The sequence below is a fragment of the Pseudoalteromonas sp. BZB3 genome, from assembly GCF_040104455.1.
Lineage (GTDB): Bacteria > Pseudomonadota > Gammaproteobacteria > Enterobacterales > Alteromonadaceae > Pseudoalteromonas.
The window spans coordinates 1-23957 of the sequence record NZ_JBECOS010000006.1 but is presented as its reverse complement, the minus strand read 5'-3'; the positions used below and the strand labels follow the sequence as shown (position 1 = coordinate 23957).

The 23957-nt window shown below is 42.4% G+C and carries 23 protein-coding genes; 14 read left to right on the top strand and 9 right to left on the bottom strand.

What is annotated here, in order from left to right:
* The first annotated feature begins 30 nt into the window (after window positions 1-30).
* The 4 genes from ABMY35_RS05310 (at window position 31) to ABMY35_RS05295 (ending at window position 3254) form a co-directional block, all read left to right on the top strand.
* Window positions 31-639, top strand: coding sequence for a DUF484 family protein (locus tag ABMY35_RS05310; protein ID WP_349285328.1), 609 nt, complete (start codon window positions 31-33; stop codon window positions 637-639).
* A 75-nt stretch (window positions 640-714) separates the two neighbouring features.
* On the top strand, window positions 715-1581 hold the full coding sequence (gene xerC, locus ABMY35_RS05305) for a tyrosine recombinase XerC (protein WP_349285351.1): 867 nt from the start codon (window positions 715-717) through the stop codon (window positions 1579-1581).
* 45 nt (window positions 1582-1626) lie between these two features.
* A complete protein-coding gene (locus tag ABMY35_RS05300) occupies window positions 1627-2331 on the top strand; it encodes an HAD-IA family hydrolase (RefSeq protein ID WP_349285327.1) in 705 nt (234 codons plus the stop codon).
* 26 nt (window positions 2332-2357) lie between these two features.
* Complete coding sequence (locus ABMY35_RS05295; RefSeq protein WP_349285326.1) at window positions 2358-3254, top strand: SDR family oxidoreductase; 897 nt, start codon at window positions 2358-2360, stop codon at window positions 3252-3254.
* Window positions 3255-3310: 56 nt separating this feature from the next.
* Here the strand turns inward: ABMY35_RS05295 and ABMY35_RS05290 are convergent, their stop codons facing one another.
* A complete protein-coding gene (locus ABMY35_RS05290; protein WP_349285325.1) occupies window positions 3311-4150 on the bottom strand; it encodes a glycosyltransferase family 8 protein in 840 nt (279 codons plus the stop codon).
* A 66-nt stretch (window positions 4151-4216) separates the two neighbouring features.
* Here ABMY35_RS05290 and ABMY35_RS05285 point away from each other — a divergent pair, with 66 nt between their 5' ends.
* The gene (locus tag ABMY35_RS05285) at window positions 4217-4900 is read left to right on the top strand and encodes a pseudouridine synthase (RefSeq protein ID WP_349285324.1); all 684 of its coding nucleotides are present in this window, start codon (window positions 4217-4219) and stop codon (window positions 4898-4900) included.
* 6 nt (window positions 4901-4906) lie between these two features.
* On the opposite strand, the gene ABMY35_RS05280 is transcribed toward ABMY35_RS05285, so the two are convergent.
* A complete protein-coding gene (locus tag ABMY35_RS05280; RefSeq protein ID WP_349285323.1) occupies window positions 4907-5290 on the bottom strand; it encodes an MAPEG family protein in 384 nt (127 codons plus the stop codon).
* A gap of 427 nt (window positions 5291-5717) precedes the next feature.
* Between ABMY35_RS05280 and ABMY35_RS05275 the strand changes: the two genes are divergently transcribed.
* A complete protein-coding gene (locus tag ABMY35_RS05275) occupies window positions 5718-6590 on the top strand; it encodes a DMT family transporter (protein WP_349285322.1) in 873 nt (290 codons plus the stop codon).
* Window positions 6591-6663: 73 nt separating this feature from the next.
* Here ABMY35_RS05275 and ABMY35_RS05270 read toward each other — a convergent pair whose 3' ends face one another.
* On the bottom strand, window positions 6664-7593 hold the full coding sequence (locus tag ABMY35_RS05270) for an SPFH domain-containing protein (protein WP_349285321.1): 930 nt from the start codon (window positions 7591-7593) through the stop codon (window positions 6664-6666).
* 80 nt (window positions 7594-7673) lie between these two features.
* Window positions 7674-9968, bottom strand: a complete 2295-nt coding sequence (locus ABMY35_RS05265) for a penicillin acylase family protein (RefSeq protein ID WP_349285320.1) — start codon at window positions 9966-9968, stop codon at window positions 7674-7676.
* A 376-nt stretch (window positions 9969-10344) separates the two neighbouring features.
* On the opposite strand from ABMY35_RS05265, the gene ABMY35_RS05260 reads away from it, so the two are divergent.
* Together ABMY35_RS05260 and nadE are read left to right on the top strand one after the other, a co-directional pair.
* On the top strand, window positions 10345-10965 hold the full coding sequence (locus tag ABMY35_RS05260; RefSeq protein ID WP_349285319.1) for a YceH family protein: 621 nt from the start codon (window positions 10345-10347) through the stop codon (window positions 10963-10965).
* Window positions 10966-11052: 87 nt separating this feature from the next.
* Window positions 11053-11889, top strand: coding sequence for an ammonia-dependent NAD(+) synthetase (gene nadE, locus ABMY35_RS05255; RefSeq protein WP_138568824.1), 837 nt, complete (start codon window positions 11053-11055; stop codon window positions 11887-11889).
* Window positions 11890-11907: 18 nt separating this feature from the next.
* Here nadE and ABMY35_RS05250 read toward each other — a convergent pair whose 3' ends face one another.
* The gene (locus ABMY35_RS05250) at window positions 11908-12795 is read right to left on the bottom strand and encodes a sulfite exporter TauE/SafE family protein (RefSeq protein WP_349285318.1); all 888 of its coding nucleotides are present in this window, start codon (window positions 12793-12795) and stop codon (window positions 11908-11910) included.
* A gap of 165 nt (window positions 12796-12960) precedes the next feature.
* Here ABMY35_RS05250 and folM point away from each other — a divergent pair, with 165 nt between their 5' ends.
* From folM to folX, 3 genes are read left to right on the top strand one after another with little or no spacing between them, the layout of a single operon-like run.
* Window positions 12961-13668 carry a dihydromonapterin reductase gene (gene folM / locus ABMY35_RS05245; protein WP_349285317.1) on the top strand — a complete coding sequence of 236 codons (708 nt, stop codon included), beginning with the start codon at window positions 12961-12963 and terminating at the stop codon, window positions 13666-13668.
* An 11-nt stretch (window positions 13669-13679) separates the two neighbouring features.
* Window positions 13680-14234: a GTP cyclohydrolase I FolE gene (gene folE, locus ABMY35_RS05240; RefSeq protein ID WP_058028330.1), complete on the top strand. Its 555-nt coding sequence runs from the start codon at window positions 13680-13682 to the stop codon at window positions 14232-14234.
* Window positions 14235-14244: 10 nt separating this feature from the next.
* Window positions 14245-14607: a dihydroneopterin triphosphate 2'-epimerase gene (gene folX, locus ABMY35_RS05235; protein ID WP_349285316.1), complete on the top strand. Its 363-nt coding sequence runs from the start codon at window positions 14245-14247 to the stop codon at window positions 14605-14607.
* Between the two features lie 24 nt (window positions 14608-14631).
* On the opposite strand, the gene ABMY35_RS05230 is transcribed toward folX, so the two are convergent.
* Entirely contained in the window at window positions 14632-15069 is a 438-nt protein-coding gene (locus tag ABMY35_RS05230) for a YqaA family protein (RefSeq protein ID WP_349285315.1), read from the bottom strand.
* 130 nt (window positions 15070-15199) lie between these two features.
* Here ABMY35_RS05230 and ABMY35_RS05225 point away from each other — a divergent pair, with 130 nt between their 5' ends.
* Together ABMY35_RS05225 and ABMY35_RS05220 are read left to right on the top strand one after the other, a co-directional pair.
* Window positions 15200-15703, top strand: a complete 504-nt coding sequence (locus tag ABMY35_RS05225) for a TlpA disulfide reductase family protein (RefSeq protein ID WP_349285314.1) — start codon at window positions 15200-15202, stop codon at window positions 15701-15703.
* A 63-nt stretch (window positions 15704-15766) separates the two neighbouring features.
* Window positions 15767-16228: a DUF2721 domain-containing protein gene (locus ABMY35_RS05220; protein ID WP_138484268.1), complete on the top strand. Its 462-nt coding sequence runs from the start codon at window positions 15767-15769 to the stop codon at window positions 16226-16228.
* A 334-nt stretch (window positions 16229-16562) separates the two neighbouring features.
* Here ABMY35_RS05220 and ABMY35_RS05215 read toward each other — a convergent pair whose 3' ends face one another.
* Complete coding sequence (locus tag ABMY35_RS05215) at window positions 16563-20759, bottom strand: S8 family serine peptidase (protein ID WP_349285313.1); 4197 nt, start codon at window positions 20757-20759, stop codon at window positions 16563-16565.
* A 335-nt stretch (window positions 20760-21094) separates the two neighbouring features.
* Here ABMY35_RS05215 and ABMY35_RS05210 point away from each other — a divergent pair, with 335 nt between their 5' ends.
* The gene (locus ABMY35_RS05210; RefSeq protein ID WP_349285312.1) at window positions 21095-21547 is read left to right on the top strand and encodes a cytochrome c; all 453 of its coding nucleotides are present in this window, start codon (window positions 21095-21097) and stop codon (window positions 21545-21547) included.
* Window positions 21548-21598: 51 nt separating this feature from the next.
* Here ABMY35_RS05210 and ABMY35_RS05205 read toward each other — a convergent pair whose 3' ends face one another.
* On the bottom strand, window positions 21599-22828 hold the full coding sequence (locus tag ABMY35_RS05205; RefSeq protein ID WP_349285311.1) for a hypothetical protein: 1230 nt from the start codon (window positions 22826-22828) through the stop codon (window positions 21599-21601).
* Window positions 22821-23474 (bottom strand): methylamine utilization protein, encoded by a 654-nt coding sequence (locus ABMY35_RS05200; protein WP_349285310.1) that lies wholly within the window; start codon window positions 23472-23474, stop codon window positions 22821-22823. The genes ABMY35_RS05205 and ABMY35_RS05200 overlap by 8 nt, the downstream gene beginning before the upstream one ends.
* Between the last annotated feature and the right edge of the window lie 483 nt (window positions 23475-23957).

Sequence of the window (23957 nt, the reverse complement as noted above, 5' to 3'; positions counted from 1 at the left end):
CGCTCAAAATAAAAAGTCGGAGTAATTAACATGAAGCAAACAGATCAAGAGCAACAAGTCTGCGACTACTTAAAACGCAACCCCGACTTTTTTCAGCATCACCCTTATGTGTTACTCGAATTAGAATTGTTCAGCAAAAGCCAAGGCTTACCGAATTTAGCCCTGCAACAGTTGCGTTTATTAAGAGAGCAAAACCAAGCATTAAAAAAGCAGCTCTCTGGAATGGCTAAAATTGCACACAGCAATGAACAGATATTCAAAACACTGAGCGATTGCCAGCGCCAGATTTGGCAGGCTAAATCCTTGAATGAAATCTCTAAAGTGATCCAAACAGCGTTTGCCAATACACCTAATATTTCAGCGACAGAGCTGCTCTTTCAGCCCAAACAAGTAACCCAAGCCCTAAACACCACACTTGAAGATAAACCTCAATACTTAGGTCGCACGCCAAAGCAATTAGATAGCGTCTGGGATAAAGCCCCGAGCACTGGCTCTGTGGCACTGTATCAACTTGACGACAGTGATGCGGTATTGGCTTTTGCCAGTGACAACCCTGCGCACTTCTGCCCTAATAACGACGACTTGTTGATGCAAGAGTTTTTAGCAGGCTTAAAACTGAGAATAGCAGCACTTGGATAGCCCGTTGTGAATAGTCAGTTCAATGCCTCTGAAAATGAACTTAAAGACGAATTTTCTCAGCCAATCGATGCATTTATGGCTTATTTACGTCATGAAAAGCAATACTCAGAACACACTTTAGGACAGTATAAACGTCAACTTATACAAGCCGCTTTAGTATTTCAGCAAGACTGCCATGATTGGCTAGGTGTATCGCCCGAGCATATTCGACGTTTTAGCATGCAACTGCGCAGCAAGCAGTACAATCCTCGTAGTATTAATTTGAAGCTTAGCTGCATTCGCAGTCTGTATAAATTTTTAAAAGCCAAACATCAACAGCATCAAACTTTAATCAACCCAGGGGAAGGCATAAAAGGCCCTAAGTTTCAAAAACCACTGCCAAAGAATCTCGATGTCGACCAAATGGCGCAGTTATTAGAATTACCTGAAGACGATGCCCTCGCTGTGCGCGACAAAGCCATGATGGAGTTGATGTATTCAAGTGGTTTGCGTGTTAGCGAGCTGGTGAATGCCAACTTAAATGATATTCGCGAAGGAGAAATTCGCGTACTGGGTAAAGGCAGTAAAGAGCGCGTTGTCCCCGTTGGCAGTAAAGCCCTCGCCGCATTAGAGGCATGGTTAAAGCTACGCCCACAATTTGCCATTGAAGGCGACCCCGCCTTATTTGTGAGTAAACAAAAGCGCCGTATCTCAACCCGTCATGTGCATGAGCGTATGAAAGATTGGGGCCTAAAACAAGGTATTAGTACCCCAGTGCACCCGCACAAACTACGCCACTCATTTGCGAGTCACATGCTGGAATCAAGTGGTGATCTGCGCGCCGTACAAGAAATGCTCGGGCACAGTAGTTTGTCAGCAACCCAAGTCTATACTCATGTCGATTTTCAACATCTCGCCAAGGTATACGACAAAGCACACCCAAGAGCGAAAAAATCCAAATAACCACTTATTTACGTATAATGCGCATAACCTCAAAGGAGCCATTTAATGCGATTCAACCGAGCTATCACGCCCGTTAAAGTTTTAAGCTTTGACTTAGACGACACCCTTTATAACAATCACCCGATAATCAAAGCGGCACTTCAAGCACAGTTTGATTACCTTGCTACTATTGAGCAGTGGCATGCTAAAGGCCCAGATTATTGGCGTGAGTGTCGCAACCATATTGGTAAAACACAGCCTGAACTTCAGAGTGATGTGACGAAATGGCGTCAGGTTGCATTAAGGTATGGCTTTGCACAATTGGGGTTTTCTGACAGACAAGCGCAAGAGTATGCAAACACGGCTTACAAAGCATTCGCCGATGCGCGCAGCAATATTGTGGTTAGTGATGAAGTACTTGAGCTGCTAGCGCAACTTCGCGAAAAATATACCCTCATCGCCATTACTAACGGCAACGTTGAAGTCGACAAATTTAACTTAAAAGGCGAATTTGATTTAGTGCTACAGGCCGGTCCTCACGGTGAAGCTAAACCGAGTCGCGCTTTGTTTGATAAAGCCTGCGCGCTGTTAGAAGTAAAGCCAAGTGACATTCTGCATATCGGCGATAGCCTTGATACCGACGTACAGGGTGCGAATAATGCAGGCTGTTATAGTGTTTGGCTCGATAACCAAGATTGTATATACAACTACAAAGGGCTTGCTGATATTGAAATAACTGACATTATGCAGCTGGCGCTTTTAACAAAATAAGAATAAAACAAACACAGGGATTATTTATGGAACAAACAGTGACACACGCCACTAAGGTTATGATCACAGGTGCGACAGGGTTACTTGGCCGTGCCTTACTTACTGAGTTAGCCCCGCATTTTAATGTCGTTGGCACTGGCTTTAGCCGCGCTGAAGGCAACATCATCAAATTAGATTTACATGACCAACAAGCAGTTGCAAACAGCTTAATTGAGCACAAACCACAAATTGTGATCCATGCTGCCGCTGAGCGCAACCCAGATATTTGCAGCAACAAGCCAGAGCAAGCCATCGCGCTGAATGTCGCTGCTTCAAAATTTTTAGCCGAGCAATGTGAAGCCATCGGCGCCAAATTGATTTTAATCAGTACCGACTATGTGTTCGACGGCCAAGATGCTCCCTATTTAGAAAATGCCGCACCGAACCCTCTAAATCTGTATGGACAAAGCAAGCAGCAAGCAGAACAGGCCGTGTTAGCGGTTGCGAAAACCCATAGCGTGATCCGTGTGCCAGTTTTATATGGTGATGTTACGCATTTAGGCGAGTCAGCAGTCACCACACTTGCACAACAACTCAGTGCCACAGTACCATCAAGTCACGACAACTGGGCGATCCGCTACCCAACTCATGTAGCCGATATCGCCATGAGTATTCGTGACTTAGTCCAGCAAGCTGACAAATTAGGTGGTATTTTTCATATTTCTGGCACTCAGAAAATGACTAAGTACCAAATGGCATGCTTAATGGCCGATGCACTTGGCTATGACCGCAGTTTATTGCAGCCATTGGGTCAACCCAACGATGGCACTCCTCGCCCATATAACTGTGATCTTGAAAATAAACGTTTAAAAGCTATGGGTATTCATTATGAACGCGGCTTTGCCAAAGCAGTTGCTGAAATTATTGTCAAACACAGTGCCTAAAAGCTGTTTTTAGGCACTGCTCTGTTGATTAATACAAGAGTACAAAGTCGCGTTGACTAGTGCGGGACGTTACGCTCGCAAAGCAGCTTTAATAAAAAGTTTGGTAGTGGATACTTCTTATAAATCTTATTTAAGTACTGCTGCCATGCCTGCGCTTTTAGCCGCTTAATGTCTTCCTCGCTAACAATCCCCGCATACAACTGTGCAAAGTCTTTCAAAAATTGTACGTCACGTCGGCGATTATTCTTTGCATATCCCTTGCCCGCAAAATGAATAAAGTCAGCGTCTAAATAACCTTCTTCCCCAAACATATCCATACGATTAAATGAAGCACTGATTGCTGTGTGTTTTAACTGCTGCTTAAAGATTTGGTAATTAAACACGGTTTGTTCGTAAAACCGAATGTGATTACACACAGATTGTAAAAGGGGTAAGTCACAATATGAAAAGAGCTCATGGGGCTGAGACAATAACATCACGCCGACATTGTAATAATCTGGCTGACCATTGACTATTGGCCAATCAACTTCGCCTAACTGTTGCTCAATTAAGCTTTTTTCTAATGAACGATCGCTGTGCGCGCCTTCATTCAACATATAAATACAGTCAGGACCCTCGTATTCTGTGAAAATATTTCGAGCATTTGGTGTAATTAGAATATCAGCATCAACATATAAAACGCGATCGTACTCTTTTAATAACTCGCCAATACGTAGCTTTTCAGCCCATGCAGGACTAGCACTGTGCTTCGGATTTTCAATATTTATTGGATAGTGCAAGCTATCAGAAATAATAAGATCGGCCCCAACCTTGTCGGCATAGTGCTGGAAACTTAAAATAGCGGCTTGATACATAGGGTTGTCGCCAATGGCGAGGGTAAAAATTGCTTTTTTCATAACCTTCCTTTTTGCTCACAGCCAGTTTATTTACAAAAACCTTTTTTGTCACTTTATGAGTAACTAATGCCTAAAACACGCCTTGCAAAATATATTGGCCATGCGGGAGTTTGCTCCCGTCGTCAGGCTTCCCGTTTAATTGATTTAGGTGAAGTGACGGTGAATGGTCGACCAGCAAACCACATCGATCACGTTGATGAACTTGATGAGGTTATTGTGAAGGGCGTGAAGCTTGAAGGCCCTGCCAAAAAAGTGCTCTACGCTTACCATAAACCTGTTGGGATAGACTGTAAGCTAAAGCTTGATGACCCAAGCAGCCTTATTCATCTCTTACCGCAAGGTGAGCGTGTTTACCCAATTGGCCGCTTAGATAAAGACTCTAGAGGTTTGTTATTACTGACAAACGATGGCAAATTATGCCACCAGTTAATCCATCCAGATCATCATCAAGAGAAAGAATACCTAGTCGAAGTCGATAAGCCCCTTGATGCCGATTTCTGTACAAAAATGGCAGCGGGCGTGCCTGTTGATGGTCAAATCACTCTGCCCTGTGAGGTTTCTCTGGTGGGTGATTGTCACTTTAAAATCATTCTCAAGCAAGGGCTAAATCGACAGATCAGGAAAATGGCCAAATATTGTGGTTATAAAGTGATTGATTTATATCGAGTACGCATTGCCAACTATGTGTTAAGCCCAAATGAAGTCAGCGAAAACAATTACCTAGCTATCACCCTAGATGAGTTACTCTAGTGTTTTTCAAAAGCACACCACGACCATTGCCAAGGCACTGACTAACCCCACTAGCCATACTGATGAACGAGCAATATGCCAGTCAAGGTAATAACAGATGCAATAGGCAACACGGGCAATAATGTGGATGACAGCCAAAGTTTGTGTGGTCTCGTTTATGGTATTCGTGCCCAACACCACTGCTAATGCGACGGCAAATACCGTTAATGCTTCAAAGCTATTTTGATGGGCAGCTAAAGCACGAGCTCCAAAGCCGGTAAGCTGCGTTTGTTGTGCTCTTGGGTGTCGATTATCGTAACCGCCTAATCGATTCATCTCGATAACAACAGGCGCTTTTGCTAAATAAGGCAGTAACATGGCGATAAAAGCGCAAATCAGTAGCGTGGTCATTTAAATTATCCATTTTGAATATATTCAATACGCTAACACAAAACTGCAGACAAAAAAAAGCCACCTAAAAAGCAGGTGGCGAATTATTTTGTAGCATCTGATATCGAGTATACGCACAAAAATAAAAAACACACTGCGACAGATTGTCGCAGCTTAGGTGGTTGCCATTGTAGCTTCAAAAGCCTCTATTAAATTTTGCCCTTTCTAAGCTTTATATTTTCAGATGATGCTTTAGATAATAAAAATAAATGCCTAAAACCAGCAATTCGTGATCAATGATTATGATAAATATTCATACCACTCATATACTTGCAAGACAAAAAGAGTATTTCAATATAATGTTGTCGAGTATGAGCAGTTTTAGACGACGTGAGTGGGCAGGCTAGCTCACTAGATAAATTATTTAACAATAACAAATTGGTATCCTATGACCTGGATCGCTTTCACACTGTTAGCCGCCTTTTCACAAGCATGGCGCAATGCCCTTCAAAGTAAACTAAGTAATCACGCGAGTATTGCAGGAGTCACTCTCGCCCGATTTTTACTTGCCAGCCCACTTGCGGCACTCTATTTGTTTGGCCTTTACCAATGGCAACCTGCTGAGGTTCTATCACCTAATAGCAGCTTTTTATTTTACGTTTTTGCAGCCAGTGTTATGCAAATTGCCGCCACTGCGCTCATGGTAGTGCTCTTTAAACAAAATAATTACGCCGTCGGCGCAGGGCTTGCCAAAAGTGAGGCCTTAGTCGCCGCCATTTTGGGCATGTTGTTCTTTGGCTCGACGTTATCGTTATTAGGCTGGTTGGGGGTTGCAATCGGTGGTCTAGCAGTGCTTCTTCTGAGCGGTTTTACCTTAAAAAATCTCAATCCAAAAACGGCACTCATTGGCTTAGCCTCAGGCACTGCATTTGCGCTTACTTCTCTTTGGGTGCGAGAAGCGAGTATCGCATCAGGGTTGCCTTTTCCACACAGTGCCGCTTGGGTATTACTCTTTGTATTACTCACCCAAACTATTATGTTGTCGGCGTATATCAGCATTAAAGAGTCACACACTTGGCGCACTTTACTGAGCCACAAACCGCTGACTTGTGCGATCAGTTTTACTAGCTGTATTGGCTCAATTGGTTGGTTTAGTGCCATGAGCTTACAACACGTTGCTTATGTGAAAACCCTTGGGCAAGTTGAAGTGTTCTTTACCATCTTGCTGTCGATTTTCTGGTTAAAAGAACCAGTGAAAAAACGCGATGGTCTAGGGCTAGGCTTAATCGCTGTCGCGGCCATATTAGTGATGATGACCTAACCAAACTTTTATTGATAAACGTAAAAAGGCTCATCCATGATGAGCCTTTTACTTTGTTAATACACAAAAAGAGTTAGTTCTTCTTATTCATATTCCAAAGCACGCTTTGCCCTTCGCCCATCATGGTTGTTGGCATTTGGCCATTCCATTGCTGAGCACGCATATAGTCAACTAGGGTTGCGTTATTCTTAATCGCTTCTGCCTTTTTCAGTATTGCCTCAGCTTCTGCTAAACCTTTTAATTTAATGGCTTCAGCTTCGGCTTGGGCTTCTACTTTAATTGCGTATGCTTGGCCGTCCGCTTTCGCTTTGGCCGCATCACGTTGTGCCAGAGCCGTATTCACTTCACGCTGCGCTTCTAATTTTTGGCGTTCTAAACGGTGCTTTTCTGCAGCCGCAAGGTTCTTTTCTGTCTGCTTGGTTTCGATAGATTGAATGTATTTTTGCGGAAGCTCTAAGTTTTCAATTTGCGCCGAGTCTAATTTCACCGGATAGTCTTTCATTTCTTCCAGTAGTAACTCTTCGATACGAGCAATGACCTGAGAGCGATTTTGGATAAGCTCTTCGGCTTTATATCGTGCCAAAGCATCTTTCGTTGCTGAGCGAAGTTTAGGGTCGAGAATACGGTTCTCAAATTGCGTTAAACCACCATAACTTTTAAATAAGTCGAACGCTTCAGCACGGATCACCGTCCAGTTAATTGATACCTCTGCGGTTACAGGCATTTGTTCATGAGTCGCGGCGCGTAATTTCTCGACATTTTTGCGTGTACGGATCTCCAACATCTCAACACTATCGACAATAGGTACCTTAGTGTGCAGACCCGGGTTAACTTGCTCGGTCGCTTCACCAAAGCGTTTGATAATACCCACATGCCCTTCGTCAACGGTATAAAACGCACCATTAGCAACAATCAGCAAACCGATTGCCGCCGCTGCACCACCAAACAAGCCCTTTTTCTTAAAAAAGTTTGTGCTGATGTCAGGTAAGTTATTGTGTTCCATGCTTCACCTTTTTTAATTTTCGTCCAGTACTGTGCCTATTTATAACACAATAAAGAGATAAAAATATAACCCCTCACTGTTTATGGCTGTGGTGTGAACGTGATTTCGTGGGTTAAAACTTGTGGCAATAACGGCGTATTATCGCCTTGTGCATACTCTTCAAAGCCACTGCGATAGAAAGGTGAAAGTGGGTGACCACTTTGTCCACCAGCCACGGTCATAATAGCTTTTTCTAACTCACCGGGTTGCACAATAAAGCGCTGTGACGCACCAAATTCAGGTCTCTGGACCGCTGGCATATAGCTATCACCAAAACCATCGTACTTGGGCATATTTAAGAAGTGACTCAATATCGGCAGTTGCTTGCTAAACGGATGTTGAATTTGTAATGCATTCACTTCACCCCATGTCCATGCCGCCATATTTGGCCCAAACTCTGCTGCTAACTTTTGTTTAGCTTGTTCGTATGCTGCCAATTGCAGCGCTTGCCAGTTATCATGGCCATGCAACCAAGACTCAGGTTGGGCATTACTCAATTGCCAAAGCGCTGGCTCTAAATAATTTTTCAATGCGCTTAAACTGCTACCTGACTTTTTCATGTTACGCTCAACCGACACAAACACAGTATCAATGAGGCTATCGCGATAATAGCGCACTAAGGTGTAGCCCACTGAATCTGCGCAAGCGCACTGCTGCCAATCATCTAGCCAGCTTAAGTCGATTTGATACTTAAACTGGGTTTCGGTGTCTTGTCGTAATAGCGACGATAATTGCTTATGCCATGACGTTAAGAAACGGGCTTCGTTATCGAGCTGAATGGCATAAAAATCTTTTTCGCTAAATTGTGACTTCTCTAATAATCGATCTCTGATCTGTGCTGAACGCGCACCCAAAGCATAACCGCCATCACCAAAGCGCTGATGAGCAACAGCCGAGACCACACGAGAATTACCCGTCCAAAGTTTACCGCTTTGCGGATTCACCACTTGTGGACGCTGCACTTCATTAAATTGCCAAAGCTTGGCGTAGTGCTCACTGGATTGTGCAATGTCTGCCGGATTAGTGCGCGCTGGCACAGCCCCCATAGGTTTCCATGCAGCATTACCTTGGTCGTCTACCACCATTAAATTTTGCACTGGAATACCCACATGCGGCGCCAGTGCGACGGCTTCTTCAACTGATTTCGTGCGTTCAAACCTAAGTAACTCTAGGTTTACTGCATAAGACTGGTGTGCCACCCAGCTTAATGCATATTGCTCACCTTGAATTTCTTTTACTGGGCCGTAATTAGACATGGTCAGCTCATACACCGCATGCTCACCGTTTGGTAATGCAATACGCTCGTTTACTTGCCATGTTTTGTCTTGCGCTGTTAGGGCTATCCAATCCGCGGTATCTAAATAACCGTTAGTGAAGCCCCATGCAATATGATCATTACTACCGACAACAACCGCTGGCGTGCCCGGTAACGTTACTCCTGTCACTTGGTATTTTTCGCCTTGGTGGCGGTAATTTAATTGTGCACGATACCAAATTGATGGCACATTCAAACCCAAGTGCATGTCATCTGACAGCATGGCTTTTCCGGTTTTGGTTAATGCACCTGTTACCGCCCAGTTGTTGCTGCCGTAGTGGTCTTGCTCTTTGATATGGGTTACTTGTGATATTGCTTCACGACTGATTGGCTCTGGAATGGCAACGCGCCCTTCTGGCAGCTTTGAGCCATCGAGTGCCGCTTGATATTGGCTTGGTTGTAAAATAAACGAGCGCATTTGCTCACCGTACAGCTTATCTAAATGAATTAACGCTTCATCTCTAAAATAGGTGCCCGCTTGTAAATCGAGATACATGCTAAAGATCACCAGTAAGCTATCTTCGCTCAACCAAGGTTTTACCTGTGCACCACTTAATAGGTATTCAAAGCTAGCTATGCCTGCCTGACTCCTACCTTCATTAACCCCTTGCGTGTAAATTGCCAGTAGTTGCTTATCGGTTTCGGGTAATAATTTAAGAATTTCTTGGCTGCGAGCACGCAACTGATGAAAACGCATTTTTTTATCGAGCTCGAGCGCACCTTTACCAAATAATTCACTTAACTCTCCCGCAGCGTTGCGGCGTAATAGATCCATTTGGAAGAAGCGGTCTTGGCCATGAGCAAAACCCAACGCATAAGCGGCATCTTGCCGGGTTTTCGCGGTGATCACCGCTTGCCCTAACGTGTCTCTTGCCAGTGTAACGGGCTTTGAAACGGCATCAGAAGTGCCTTTACCGTCTAATGCCGGTAGGCTGAGCGATAACAAGCCATATAAGCCTGCGGTAAGAATTAAAATGAGGATCAACAACCCAGATAACCCTCTCTTGAGCCAACTTAACATTGCGGTGTCTCCTTGTGCTTTATTATTTTTATACTAGCCATAAATAAGTGACGCTATTGTGTCAGCGAAACTGCATTATGTTCATGTTATACCCAGCTTTTCAATCTTGTCCCTCTCTGATAGCCAACTAAATCAACTCTTTATCTATTCTTATACCAATCCTCTTAATTAAGTGATCTATTTTGAGGCAAATAAAATTGTTGATAGCGAGGCTAAAATTTTGCTATTTAGTTGTTCTAAATAAGAAATTTTTAACGAAGCTAGCGTCAGTTTTAGTACCTAAAAAATGATTAAGTATTATTGAAGCTTGGTATTGCTGGTATATTAATTTGCCTTAACATACATTTGAGAAATAGCCTAATTAAGGAGCTTGGCGATGGAACTAAATCAAATTGAACAACGTATTATTGGTGTGTTGCTAGAAAAAGAAATCACCACCCCTGACCAATACCCTCTATCCTTAAATTCTCTTACAACGGGTTGCAATCAAAAATCGAATCGCGAGCCTGTCTTAGAGTTAAGCGAAGCAGAAGTCTTAGATGCCGTTGATGGTTTAATTGCTAAAAGAATTGTGGTTCGAGATGAAGCAGTTTCGGGTCGAGTCGATAAATATCGCCATCGTTTCTGCAATACCGAATTCGGCGACTTACAGTTTAGCGAACAACAACTTGCGATAGTGTGTGTATTGTTATTACGTGGCCCACAAACACCTGGTGAGCTTCGCAGTCGCACTAACCGCCTAGCTAACTTTGCTCAAGTCAGTGAAGTGGAACAAGTATTACAAGATCTCCAGCAGCAAAGCCTTACACAGCAACTGCCAAGGCAACCGGGCAAACGCGAAAGCCGTTATCAACACCTGTTTATATCGAGCACAGAAGCAGAACTTGTAAGTGCTGGCGCTGAGCCATTGGCTGAGTCAGACTTAAACAGCTTATTAGAAGAAGTGCAGCAACTTAAGCAAGAATTAGCCAAGATAAAACAGCATTTAGGACTTTAAATGTAACAAATAGCCCTTTAAATTCAGCAAATATCACAACATAATAGAGCTTGCACTCAATAAATCAGAACTCACAGAGGAATCATCATGCGCCAAGCCATTTTAGCCGAAATGCGCGTTCAGCCTAATATCGACGTCGACTTTGAGATCACCCGTCGTGTTAACTTCATAAAACAACGTCTTGTCAGTGCACATTGTAAGTCACTGGTATTGGGTATTAGTGGTGGCGTAGATTCTTCAACTTGTGGCCGCTTATGTCAGCTTGCCGTTGACGAACTTAATAACGAGTTAAACACCACTGAGTATCAGTTTATTGCGATGCGCTTACCTTATGGCGTGCAAGCGGATGAAGACGAAGCGCAATTAGCTCTTGGGTTTATCAAGCCGAGCAAACGTCTAACTGTGAATATTAAAGGTGCGGCAGATGCACTGCATGCTCAAGCCCTACTGGCCATGTCTGATAGCGATACCGCTTTACCTAGTGACAGCCATGTGGACTTTGTAAAAGGTAATGTGAAAGCTCGTCAGCGTATGGTTGCGCAATATGAGATTGCCGGTCTTACGCAAGGTTTAGTGGTTGGGACTGATCACAGCGCTGAAAACATCACAGGCTTCTATACAAAGTTTGGTGACGGTGCCTGTGATCTTGCGCCTTTATTTGGCCTATCTAAACGCCAAGTTCGCGCATTAGCTAGCAAGCTTGGCGCACCAGCGGCTTTAGTAGAAAAAGCACCGACAGCCGATCTTGAATGTGATAAGCCAGGTCTAAAAGACGAAGATGCGTTAGGTTTAAGCTACGAGCAAATTGATGACTTCTTGGAAGGTAAAGACGTAGACGCTGAAGTGGCTGACAAGCTGATTGCGATTTACCTACGCACGCAACATAAACGCCAACCTATTCCTACGGTTTACGACGAAGTATAAGCAATAAAGAGAACTGGGTTATGAGCTAACTAGCTCATAACCTGTCATACCCGCCTCGAGCACAATTAAACTCAGCAAAAACATTACCACATAACCCACTTTTACTTTCGCACATATATATGCCCCAAGTGGCGCGCCAATTACCACCACAGGAATAGCAGCAAGTAAGTAGCTATGAATTTCTGGTGTGAGCTGCTGTAAATAAAGCACATTAATAAGACTGCCGATCACTGAGGTGAACGCCATCACTAATACCGACGATGCGGTCGCTTTTTTCACATCAGCTTTGTAGCAAAGTAATAACAACGCAAATAATGCAATATCGGCCCCTGAGCCCACCAAGCCACTGGCTAGTCCGCCAATAAAAGCCACCAGCATTAAGCGCTGTGGATGTGGCTGAATGTCATCAATACTTTGTTCATGGTGGGCTTTGCGCCACCACCTAACCAGCATGGTCACGGCAAAGCACAGCAGCAACACACTAAATACCGACTTAACCCACAACCTAGGCACAACAGGGGCAACATACAATAAACTTAAAATCACACCCAATGACGCCATTGGCAGTGCAAGCAGCAACACATTGCGGTAATAAGGAATACCGCGACAGATAATAGTTAAGCTCGCCGCGGTCATGCCAAAACTTTGTATCGCTAAAGAAAACACCTTGGCTGTGGCCGGTTCGATATCAAGTACCTTGGTCATGATCGGAAACGCCACCGCACCACCTCCCAAGGCTGTACCACCTGCCACAAAAGACCCCAACGCCATGGTTAAAGCAATCTCAAGTTCTTGATAAACCTGCATGAGCGCAGGCTTTGCGCCTTGTAACAATAACAAGGTGGCATAAACTCCGGCAGTAAACCAAAACGGCCAAACTGACTTTTGCGTAACTCTTGCTAACATCCGACCCCCGTAGACAACGCTGTCAATTATACCCAAGTTGTGTATTTTAAGTTCACATTTTTAGGAGCGTTCTTCTATGCTCCTGCAAGCGCTTGATCGATAAAAATAAAAAAAGCGTATACACTGGTTAAATAGAAAAAGTTTAACAACATAGATAGATCTTACATGACAGCACCCATACTGATTACCGGCGGCGCACAGCGCATTGGCTTAGCACTCACAGAACACTTTGTTGCTCAAGCTCAGCCCATAATAATGACTTATCGCACCCGTCACGCATGTATTAATGAACTCGAAGCCCAGGGTGTTACTTGTATTCAATGCGATTTTGATAAGCCCGATGCCGTCACCGAGTTGGTCAATCAAGTAACCTCAATCACGCCCAGCCTTCGTGCAGTGATCCACAACGCATCAAGCTGGGATTGTGAGGCCAGTTGTGACGACTATGCCAACTTATTTGACCGCATGATGCACATTCATGCAAAAGTCCCTTACTTATTGAACATGGCACTGAACCCGCTGTTACAAAACACTGATGACATTACCGATATTATTCACCTAACCGATTACGTCGTTGAGACAGGCAGCCCGAAACATATTGCCTATGCAGCAAGCAAAGCGGCTTTAGACAACTTAACTAAGTCTATCTCGGCGAAGTTTGCACCGAGTATTAAAGTAAATTCAATCGCGCCGAGTTTGATCATTTTCAACGATCATGATGACGACGCGTATAAAGTAAAAACATTGAAAAAATCCCTGATGGGCATAGAGCCAGGCTGCCGTGAGATCATCAATAGCGTTGAGCTATTATTAAGTAGTAACTACATCACAGGCCGTACCCTAGCAGTTGATGGCGGACGCCACTTAAAATAAAGAGATAGATTATGCATGACGATTTAAAGAAAAGTTATCACGAAATCTTAACTGCAGTAGGTGAAAACCCTGAGCGAGAAGGTTTATTAGACACCCCAAAACGTGCCGCCAAAGCGATGGAGTTTTTAACCAAAGGCTATCGTGAGACTCTAGATGAGATAACCAATAATGCCGTGTTTAGCTCAGATGCTGATGACATGGTGCTGATTCAAGATATCGAGCTTTATTCAATGTGTGAGCACCACTTACTCCCCTTTGTTGGTAAGTGCCATATCGCATATATCCCTAATGGCAAAGTACTCGGCCTATCTAAGTTTGCGCGCATTGTTGATATGTTCGCGCGACGCTTTCAAATTCAAGAGCAGCTTACTCACCAAATCGCCAAAGCAGTTGAAGAAGTGACGGGCGCAAAAGGTGTCGGCGTCATTGTTGAAGCAAAACACATGTGTATGATGATGCGCGGCGTTGAAAAACAAAACTCAAAAATGCGTACTTCGGTGATGCTGGGTAACTTTAGGCACGACCCCAAAACTCGTAATGAGTTTTTACAGCTAGTAAAAAACTAAGGAGCAGTGAATGCAAAACGCGATTATTAACATCACCAACTTAAGATTGCGCACTTATATTGGTTTTAACCAAGAAGAGCGTGAGAAAAAACAAGATGTGGTACTGAATATTGAAATTCATTACCCCGCTGATAGTGCGTGTATCAATGGCGATATTGTAGAACATGCACTTAACTATAAAACCATCACCAAAGCGGTAATAAGCCAAGTCGAAACTGGCCACTTTTTACTACTTGAAAAACTGGTTGCTGACATTTTAGAGATCTGTCACGAACATGAATCAGTCACTTATGCAAAAGTGCGTGTCGATAAGCCGCATGCGCTGCGCTTTGCAGATTCAGTCTCTTTGACATTAGATTGGCGTAAGAGCTAGCTGCAATATTACTTGTGATTGCGGCTATATCAGCCGCTCTATTCCCAATGCAACCGCAATAATAAAGCCATAGCGCAACGCTTTACCGATACTCACCAGTAACACAAACAGTGAAAGCCTAACTTTAAAAACACCACCCAGTAACGTGAGTGGATCGCCGACTATCGGCAGCCAAGCAAACAGCAAGCTATACACGCCGTATTTATCAAATACTTGTTGGCCTTTTGCGATTTGCTTCGCATTAATCGGGAACCAGCGCCTATCTTGAAACGCCATCATTTTTAAGCCCAGCCAGTAATTGACGCAACTACCCAATACATTACCCACAGTTGCTGATAGCCAAAGTAACCAGAGTAAACCTTGCTGCTTGACCACCAGCCCTGAAAGCACCACTTCAGACGAACCAGGTAATAGCGTGGCTGATAAAAATGCCGAGGCAAACAGACTAAGATAAATCCACATTTAATAAAGCGTTCATGTCATTGCGTATAGCGTTGCATTATCTTATCAAATAGCGGTTAATGTAAGCGTGAAAACCGAGTAACTACTTACTCGTTGCAGATAATAAAATAACAACAAGGATTTAAACCTCATGTTCCAATACTTTAAAAAAAGCGTATTAATTGCATCAATTGCGCTGACCTTAAATGGCTGCGCCGCAACACAAAACATTGAGTCTCACCCTAAGGGATATGAAACCTATGTAGTGCAAGGTGATGATTTTAAACACACCCGCTTTACCGATATTAACGGTAACTCAGTCACCTTAAACGATAAAAAGAAATTGGTTATATTATTTGCAACTTGGTGCTCAGACTCAATACGTACGTTGCGTGAGCTAAAAGCCTCACCACTTATTGCCAATCAAGATATACAAATTATTGGTATTGGCCGCGAAGAAAACACTGAATCAATGGCTAAGTTCAATCAAGAGTTTGAGTTACCTTTTGCCCTAGTAGCCGATCCAGAGCGCGGCATTTATAAGCACTACGCAAACAAAGGCATTCCACGTTTAATTTTACTTGATGAAAAAAATAAAGTAGTGAAAACATTGATTGGGGAACAAGCCAATGTGATTGAGAAAGTCATTTGGTAATGAGTTAAAAGCGTCAATAGCCAATAGTTGATTTACACGAAACGCTCTCAATAAAGAGGTTATATGTCACAAGATCCAGTTCACATTCTAACAATTGCTAAAGTTATTCAAACTGCGGTTGCGCCGGTTTTCTTGATTACAGGTATTGCCGCAACGCTTGGAGTGTTATCTAACCGTTTAGCACGTATTACCGACAGAGCAAGACTGTTAGACAGAAAACTGAATAACAGCCAAGACGACTCTCTAGCATCTTCTCTTACTCAAGAAATGCGTGCATTACTTAAACGCTCTCGCTGTATTCACATCGCTTTTAGCATGAGTGTTCTCAGCGCACTGCTCGTCTGCGCCGTGGTTATGATGATGTTTATCTCGCATCTATACACTATGCCGCTGAGTGTCACTATTTCTAGTTGTTTCATTGGTGCGATGATTTTATTGATTGGCGCTTTCTTAGCGCTGCTTGCCGAAGTATTTTTAGCGACACGCAGTATGCGCAGAGGAATGATTTTTAAAGATATTCAATAATACCAATCCTCAATAATACTCAATCATTTTGAGGGACTAAAACTGACGCTAACTTTGTTGAAAATTTCTTATTTAGAACAACTAAATAGCAAAATTTCCGCCTCGTTATCGACTCGTTTTTCTTACCTCAAAATAGACCGCTTAATTAAGAAGATTGGTATAACGAGTTGGCTAAAATAACCCCTCTCGCTGAATGGAATCACATTCGGTAGCACCGACTTTATGTCGGGTTTAGAGAATTAATGAGTTTAAAAATACAATAAAAAAACCCAGTCAAATTAAAGACTGGGTTTTTTAGTCATTAGCTGAGATTCAGGCAGCTAATCTATTTGCATTACTTCTGCTTACGGCGACGAAGTGCTGCAAATGGTGCTGCTAGTAGTGCTAACCAAGCTAGTGAACCACTTGAGCCATTAGAAACATCTACAGGCTCAACTTTGTTTACTCTAACTTCAACCGTTTCAGCATCTGAGTGATTACCTCGTGCATCAATAGCTGTTACTGTAAATGTGATTTTGCGATCATACTCATAGTCCAATGCTGAAGTCGTTAAAATACTACCTTCTGCATTTACCTCAAGTAGACCAGTACCAGAAACTTCAAATCTTACAACGTCGTTGTCGCTATCTGTAAACTGTAATTGGCCTACTTTATAACCAACGCTTACATTCTCTTGTACAGAGAACTTCTGGAATGCTTCGATTGTTGGTACATTTTCAGATTCATCTTCAATGATAACAATCTTTACATTTGTGCTTTCAGACTTATTACCATCAGCATCAACAGCAATTACTGTCAGCATCACTTCAGCGGCTTGGTCAAAATCAACTTCGCCTTTGACTACAATAGAACCATCGGCTTCGATAGCAAAAACATCAGAGCCTGATACTTCAAAGCTTTCAAGGTTGCCATCCTGGTCCATTACAGATAGTTGACCTACAACAGTATCCATTGCTGCATTTTCGTTAACTTCAAACATCTGTTCTGCTGCAATCATAGGCGTTTGCTCAGCGACTGTGTCTACAGCATTTTGAATGTTAATGTAAATTGCAGTTTCTTCTGAAACATTACCTGCCACATCAATAGCAACAACTTTCAGCTCTACCTCAGTGATACCTTGGTCATAGTCTAAGAATGCGCCATTTGCTACAACAATTTCGCCTTCTTTAGTGATATTAATACCTACGTTAGACTGGCTACGAACAAAGTACTCAGATAGCTCTAGTGCACCTTCTTGCTCAACCAGTGAAAGTTGGCCAATCACAGTACCATTTTCCGCATCTTCACTGACATCAAAAGACATCGCATCGATTACAGGAACTATTACTTTGCTTTGCTCATCAAGCACAGCTTGATCAACAACAGCAACTGCTTTTTGTAAATCAGAACGACTTAGTACAAATGGGCTATCACTTTGAATAGTTACCTTGCCACCGGCAACGATTTTACTTACATCTTCGCCTTCCATATCTTCCATTGAAACGCGAGAAGATTGATAGGTAACTGTGCCAGCTAAAGTATCAGTTGTTAATAATGGACCGCCTAAATAATAACCGTTGTCAGGACCAACCGTTGCGGTTACGCGAATATTTTGACCTACAGGACTTACAACTGTTGGCGTACCATTAACATCAACAGTTTGGTCACCAAACCCAACAAGGAAGTCACATGATGAGTAAGTAACTGTGTCTGAACCAACTTCATGATGAATATCAACATAATAACGCCAGCTGATTGAGCCATCAGGGTTTACTGCCCCTGAAACACCTCTCATACTACCAGTTACACCGGTGCCTCTGCTGTTAGAGTCAGTGAAGTTATAGAATACCCAGTCATCCATACCATCATTGTTGATGTCGAAATGGAAACCAAAATCACCTTGGCGTAAATTCTGAACAGGATCACGTAATTGCATTGTTGCTGTGATTACACGACCACCGTCAGGACAGCTATCAATACCACCGTAAACGTTCATTGATGTAGAGATAATGTCCATTTCTAATGAATGGTTAGGATCTTCTGAAGCAATTAAGTTATCAGCATTTAACTCTAGGTCTTTTGTACCGTTGTTATAAACTACTAGCTGCTTTTCACCTTCAACGAACTCATACTTCATTTCAAGCGATTCTATTGCTTTAGGCATCGCGTGGAATACTAAATGTAAATCATGATCTTCGCTAGATGAAAGGTCATTAAATACGATTGCACCATCGTACTCAACCGCAGTTAAAGCATCACGTCGTTGTTGATATTCAGCATCACGACGAGCGGCAAAATCTTCTGCAGATTCATCAAACATTCTTCTCATGGTTGTGCTTTTGAATGTCCACTCATTTAACTTAGCAGGGTCGATATTCAAAGTTGCGTCAAAAGAAATTGTTTGACCAGCTGGCACTGTAATTTCTTCAGGAAGATCCCAAGAGAATGCGCCTGTTTCACTATCATCTGCATAACGTGCTTCAGCGCGAAGGCTATAAGTTTTCGCCTCTGAAGAGAAGTTCTTCACTTGTACTGATTTTGTATAAGTTGACGCTTCAGTTACCTGTAGTAAACCAAATGAAAGTGCAGCTTGGTTGGTATCAAAATCTGCATGATGTACCCACGCAGCCACAGGAGATTCAATCGCTTTATTCACATCAACTAGACCAGCACCGATACGGCTGATTGGCGCTAATTTAGCTTCTTCATTCAGTGCTAACGCTTCTTCATAAACATTCAGGTCAGCGGTATTCATTAATACAGCTTTTACTTCTTCAGCATTCATGTATGGACGCGCATCACGTACCAGCGCTACTGCACCGGCAACGATAGGGCCTGAGAATGAAGTACCTGAGTTTTTCATTGTTGACGTGCCGATTGCGGCTGCGTCATTTTCAACTGAACCAGGTTTTGCAAGTACAATTGCTGAACCTGGCGCTGTAATTTCTGGTTTTAATAGACCATCCATTGAAGGGCCACGAGATGAGAAACCTGCAACCGCATTACCAGCAATATTTGTTTCTACAATTTCAGCTTTAAGATCAAATGATCTACCATTTGCAATCGCATCTTTAATGATTTGGCCATCTTCAAGTGACAGCATGAAAGAACGGATAGTAACCGCTTCCGAACCTGGTGATGCAGCCATACCGAATGCACCGTCATTAGCCTGGTTATTGACAATGATAACAAAACTTGCACCCGCTTTTTGAGCGTTAAGTACTTTGTCAGAGAAACCACAGTTGCCACGGTCTATTAGTACCACTTTACCTGTAAAGTCCGTACCTTCAGCGAATTCAACACATGCTTCTTGGTTTGCGTCAGGGTAGATAAACTCTTTACCTTCGCTTGAAAAGTTAAGTGAGCCTGACTCTCCAAATGATGCTGTTCCAAATGCCACAGCACTACCGTTTAACGACGCTTCACTTTTAGTTGTCACAATCTGCTCAACTGGGTGAGTCATTGCACCAACCGAAAGCGCATTTGGTGTTGTACTTGGACCACCAACGATGAAAGGGTGATCAGCATCGTTACCAGCAGAAATAACCAAGTTAGTGCCTAGTTTAACCGCTTTGTGAATTAGGTATTGCGTGCCACTTTGCGTATGCGTTGAACCATAATCACCACCTAGTGACATGTTAATTACATCAACACGGTCATTAATGTTGCCATCACCATTTGGATCCATTGCTTTTTCAAGTGCTAAGATTTGTGCTGCACCTGAACAGTTTTGCGTTCTGTCACCACACACAGTGTAAGCGTATAGTTCAACACCAGGTGCAATACCCGTCACCGAGTGCGCTACATTAGTACCATGGTTAGTCGCATTTGGCGTGCCAGTTGTTGCATCAAAACGAGGGTCATTTTCGATCGGATCTTCATCGCCACGGAATGCATCATAACCACCAACAACTTGCCCTTGCGGCCATGTTACTGAACTCTGATCTTCAGCAGCTGCTATATAGGCATCAAGCGTACCTTCACCGCCTAAAATTTTGTGAGTGTAATCAATACCTGTATCTAGTACAGCCACAGATTGTGAACTACCTGTAAAACCTTTTTCGTTATTAACGACGTCTGCCGAAATGTACTTATTTACATCTGCAACCTGAAGCTCGTTATCTGGTACAGGTAAAATTCTGTCAACTAACGGATGACTTTTTAACGACTCTAAAGCAACTTCATCAGCATCAACAATCAGGGTAGCAGCCAAGATCTTCGTTTTGGCAATCACTTTTGCACCAGGGTCAAAACTTGAAAGTGATGATAAGACTTGCGCTTGCACTTCTTCAATCGAAATTGCAGCTTGCTGCGCTGCCGCTACTGAGTATCGGCCTTGCTCTAATAAATCAGACGCACTTTCAGCTTTTAATACAACCATGTAAGCTGCTACTTCATCTTGTTTTTCAGCTGTAAATTCAACTGAATTAGCAATCATTCTATGGCGTTCTTCCAGTAGAGCTTTTGTGTCGATTGCTGATGCATTTGCTGCAAACAACACTCCTGAAACAGCAGAAGCAACTGCTGTAGCTTTGATAAATTGATTAGACATAACTACCCTTCATTCTTATTTTGCTTATTTTATAAGTGGACACAATTATTAAAATGTTTCCATTGCTATAACAATACATTAATCCAAGCAAAACATTTATAGGTGAACCGGCAACAAGTAGAGCAAAGAGACTAACACTAACCAATAAACCTCAATATTTCATAAACTTAAACAACCTCATAAAATGGTAAATAAACGTAAACAAAACGTTCACAAAGTTAATATAGTTACACTTTTCAGTATTTTTGAACATCTTTAACCACTCATCATGTTCGACTTGCGTTTTTATGTTGTTTTACGTAAAAAGAATGGATTCTAATTTTTTGGGGCAAATTATGAAAAAGACTCTTCTTTTAGCAACAGCTTTAGTGGGTGCATTGTCTTCACAAGCAAATGCACAATCTATGTTTGAAAAACCAGAAGACGCGATTGAATATCGCAAAGCAACCTTTCAGCTTATTCGTTATCAAATTGGCGATATGGGTGACATGCTAAAAGGTAAAGTTCCTTTTGATGCAAAACGCTTTCAACAGCGAGCTGACAGTGCAGCTGCTCTTTCAAGTATGCCATGGGAAGCATTTACTGCAGATTCACAAAAAGGCGATACCGGCGCTTTACCCGCTATTTGGTCTGACCGTGCAACGTTTGACAAGAAGGCAGAACAATTTGCAAAATATGCTAAGGCACTTGCTGTGGCAGCTCAATCTGGAGATAAAAAAGAAATCGGCCCTGCATTTAGAAATTGGGCTAAAGGCTGTAAGGATTGCCACAAGTCATTTAAAGACTAATAAAAAGCACGGAATACTTAATTAGATAAGTATTCCGTGCTTCCCTTACAATTAAAACTGGTAACTTAGCGTCACACGCCAAACTTTATCAGTAACATTTAGCGGTAATCCGCTTTTATATCGATAACTTAACCAACTATCTGAATATAACCACTCCACACCAAGCTTCCAATTATCATTTATAGAGCGATTGATGTGTAACGTAAGCGCTTGGTTGTCACTCGCATTTGGGTCAAATACCCAATGATCCTTATCAACAACCTCAGACTTTTCAAAGCGAGCCGAGAATCGATATGTTTTCCATTTATGGCTAAATAAAACGAACCAGCTACGAAAATCATTATCAACACCTCTAACTGGGCCCATTGCCGTTGAGCCTGACATTGCTTGCATTACAAGATTCGTTTGACTGGAAAGCTTACTTTTCCAAGCTACTGATAAGAAGCTGGTATCCCAAGCATATTGACCAATTCCTTCATTTATCGCAGCAGGGTCACCATTATTATCATACCAGTAAACTCTAAGGCTATGTTTTTTCAAATAGGCTAAGTGCGCGCCAGCATAAAAACCAAAGCGACCATCTATTTCATGAAACGGATCAGAGTACTGCCACTGTTTTGAGAGCTGTGGCTTCTGCAATGAATATAGAGGTGAAAAACCAATTCGTTCATTAAGATGTGTTTGTCTGTCATGAGGAAGTAAACCTCGCCAAGCAATCAAGGTTCCTGCAGGATCATTTCCTTTAAAAATAGCTGTATGAAAACTTACATCGTACTTGCTTCTAAACCTTCTTGCCGGGCGCTTTATCGTTAATTCTGTGCCAATAGCTCTAATTTCTTCACCTAACCAAGCATTCAAAGCAGAATAGTTATATGTATAAGGTGAAGACCAAGCAAACCCCGTGTTTTCAAGAGACATTTTTGGATAAAAAGCACCTATTCTAGCTGATACTTGATACCCCTTAGCAATCGGTTGATACTGAAGATAGGCTTCGGTAAAGCCTAAAGTGGCTTTTGGGTCTGGAGCGTATTGTGTCACACCAAAGAAAGACCAACTATTTGCAAAGTCTACTCGACCAGTAAAAGCTGCACGAGATATTGAAAAGTTATCATCGTATTTACCTAATCGAGTTGTGCCCCAGCCCTTATCTAACCAACTCACAGAATCAGAGCCCGAGTCATAGCTAGCGTCGATCTTACCCTCAAACTTTGTTTGAATATTACTTGCAACAGTAACCGAAGAAAAACTTAAACCTAGCAGTACAGAAATAACTTTATTCATAACCATCACTTTCATCCACTGCAAAGTCGAAAGCTTCCATAAGAGATTGCTTTACTTTATAGGTTTCTTTTTGAGAATGAGAACTCAGCTGTACTTCTACTTGCTCACTTGCCTCTAGCTTCTCAAAACGTTCATGCCAAACATGTAATTGTGCTTTACCAATTTGGGAGGGAGATAATGCAATATTTGCTCGACCTTGCTTGTCCGTCAGCGCGTAGTAGCCAGAATCGACAACCAATATATAGCCTAACATCCAGTCATGAATATTACACCCTAACTCAACAACACCATTATTCTCGAAAACAATCTCTGATTTAGGCGTTTCTTTATATAATTTTAATTCAAATGGCTTTGGCTTCGAAAAGGAATAAACATGGTGCAAGATAGAGTCGAAGTTAGGAAATTCAATTTTAGCGCCAGTTGGCACAACCAAAATGTGTGGCGTAAAAGCTCTATCTTTTTGCCCCATACTAAACATATCAGAAACTTGCTCTGCTTTAGGTTTATATAAATCACCTTCAAGCCACACAACGGCATTAGTTAAAGGGTTGCCGGCTTTATCTTTGACTATAACTTCAAATGCCTGAGAGTGTGTGGCAAAGCATAAAGCTAAGCTAAAGAGAAACTTCAGTTTGCTGTATTTCATCTAAATATTCCATATTTTTGAGTGCTTATACCCTTAGTGTATAGCAGCCTCTAACTATATAAATTAAGCATACACAGATGACCGAGTTATTAAATTTTATTATTCAATAAAAGTGCAAATATGGTGCAAAGTTAATGACAGCGAGCAAGGCGAGTACATTTGCTTTGCGCAAGAAAGGTGTAAAAGGTTAGCGACAGTGAACGAAGTGAACCCGCTCTTTTTACGCAAGGTGAAATGAGCCAGTTTAGCTGGAGTTAAGGGTGTATTAACTAACTATTATGAAAATAGTTTCAAAGTGAAGAGATTAACTACTGTGAAAGTTGCTCACTTCACCTTGCGCTAATTCGTCTTTTTATCACCGAGCATTGCCTCATCACCATGCAGGACGATTTAGCACCCTAAACGCAAAAAACCCGCTGCATTGCTGCAACGGGTTTCTTTAATTGTCCGGGGCAACCTTTGCTGGCGATGTTCTACTTTCAC

Coding starts and splice junctions, on each gene's coding strand:
- ABMY35_RS05200 (WP_349285310.1), bottom strand. CDS start 23,474: ATGAAATACAGCAAACTGAAGTTTCTCTTTAGCTTAGCTTTATGCTTT.
- ABMY35_RS05280 (WP_349285323.1), bottom strand. CDS start 5,290: ATGACCACGCTACTGATTTGCGCTTTTATCGCCATGTTACTGCCTTAT.
- ABMY35_RS05295 (WP_349285326.1), top strand. CDS start 2,358: ATGGAACAAACAGTGACACACGCCACTAAGGTTATGATCACAGGTGCG.
- ABMY35_RS05210 (WP_349285312.1), top strand. CDS start 21,095: ATGAAAAAGACTCTTCTTTTAGCAACAGCTTTAGTGGGTGCATTGTCT.
- ABMY35_RS05205 (WP_349285311.1), bottom strand. CDS start 22,828: ATGAATAAAGTTATTTCTGTACTGCTAGGTTTAAGTTTTTCTTCGGTT.
- ABMY35_RS05250 (WP_349285318.1), bottom strand. CDS start 12,795: ATGTTAGCAAGAGTTACGCAAAAGTCAGTTTGGCCGTTTTGGTTTACT.
- xerC (WP_349285351.1), top strand. CDS start 715: ATGGCTTATTTACGTCATGAAAAGCAATACTCAGAACACACTTTAGGA.
- ABMY35_RS05265 (WP_349285320.1), bottom strand. CDS start 9,968: ATGTTAAGTTGGCTCAAGAGAGGGTTATCTGGGTTGTTGATCCTCATT.
- folM (WP_349285317.1), top strand. CDS start 12,961: ATGACAGCACCCATACTGATTACCGGCGGCGCACAGCGCATTGGCTTA.
- ABMY35_RS05275 (WP_349285322.1), top strand. CDS start 5,718: ATGACCTGGATCGCTTTCACACTGTTAGCCGCCTTTTCACAAGCATGG.
- ABMY35_RS05225 (WP_349285314.1), top strand. CDS start 15,200: ATGTTCCAATACTTTAAAAAAAGCGTATTAATTGCATCAATTGCGCTG.
- folE (WP_058028330.1), top strand. CDS start 13,680: ATGCATGACGATTTAAAGAAAAGTTATCACGAAATCTTAACTGCAGTA.
- ABMY35_RS05290 (WP_349285325.1), bottom strand. CDS start 4,150: ATGAAAAAAGCAATTTTTACCCTCGCCATTGGCGACAACCCTATGTAT.
- ABMY35_RS05230 (WP_349285315.1), bottom strand. CDS start 15,069: ATGTGGATTTATCTTAGTCTGTTTGCCTCGGCATTTTTATCAGCCACG.
- ABMY35_RS05285 (WP_349285324.1), top strand. CDS start 4,217: ATGCCTAAAACACGCCTTGCAAAATATATTGGCCATGCGGGAGTTTGC.
- folX (WP_349285316.1), top strand. CDS start 14,245: ATGCAAAACGCGATTATTAACATCACCAACTTAAGATTGCGCACTTAT.
- ABMY35_RS05300 (WP_349285327.1), top strand. CDS start 1,627: ATGCGATTCAACCGAGCTATCACGCCCGTTAAAGTTTTAAGCTTTGAC.
- ABMY35_RS05260 (WP_349285319.1), top strand. CDS start 10,345: ATGGAACTAAATCAAATTGAACAACGTATTATTGGTGTGTTGCTAGAA.
- ABMY35_RS05270 (WP_349285321.1), bottom strand. CDS start 7,593: ATGGAACACAATAACTTACCTGACATCAGCACAAACTTTTTTAAGAAA.
- ABMY35_RS05310 (WP_349285328.1), top strand. CDS start 31: ATGAAGCAAACAGATCAAGAGCAACAAGTCTGCGACTACTTAAAACGC.
- ABMY35_RS05220 (WP_138484268.1), top strand. CDS start 15,767: ATGTCACAAGATCCAGTTCACATTCTAACAATTGCTAAAGTTATTCAA.
- ABMY35_RS05215 (WP_349285313.1), bottom strand. CDS start 20,759: ATGTCTAATCAATTTATCAAAGCTACAGCAGTTGCTTCTGCTGTTTCA.
- nadE (WP_138568824.1), top strand. CDS start 11,053: ATGCGCCAAGCCATTTTAGCCGAAATGCGCGTTCAGCCTAATATCGAC.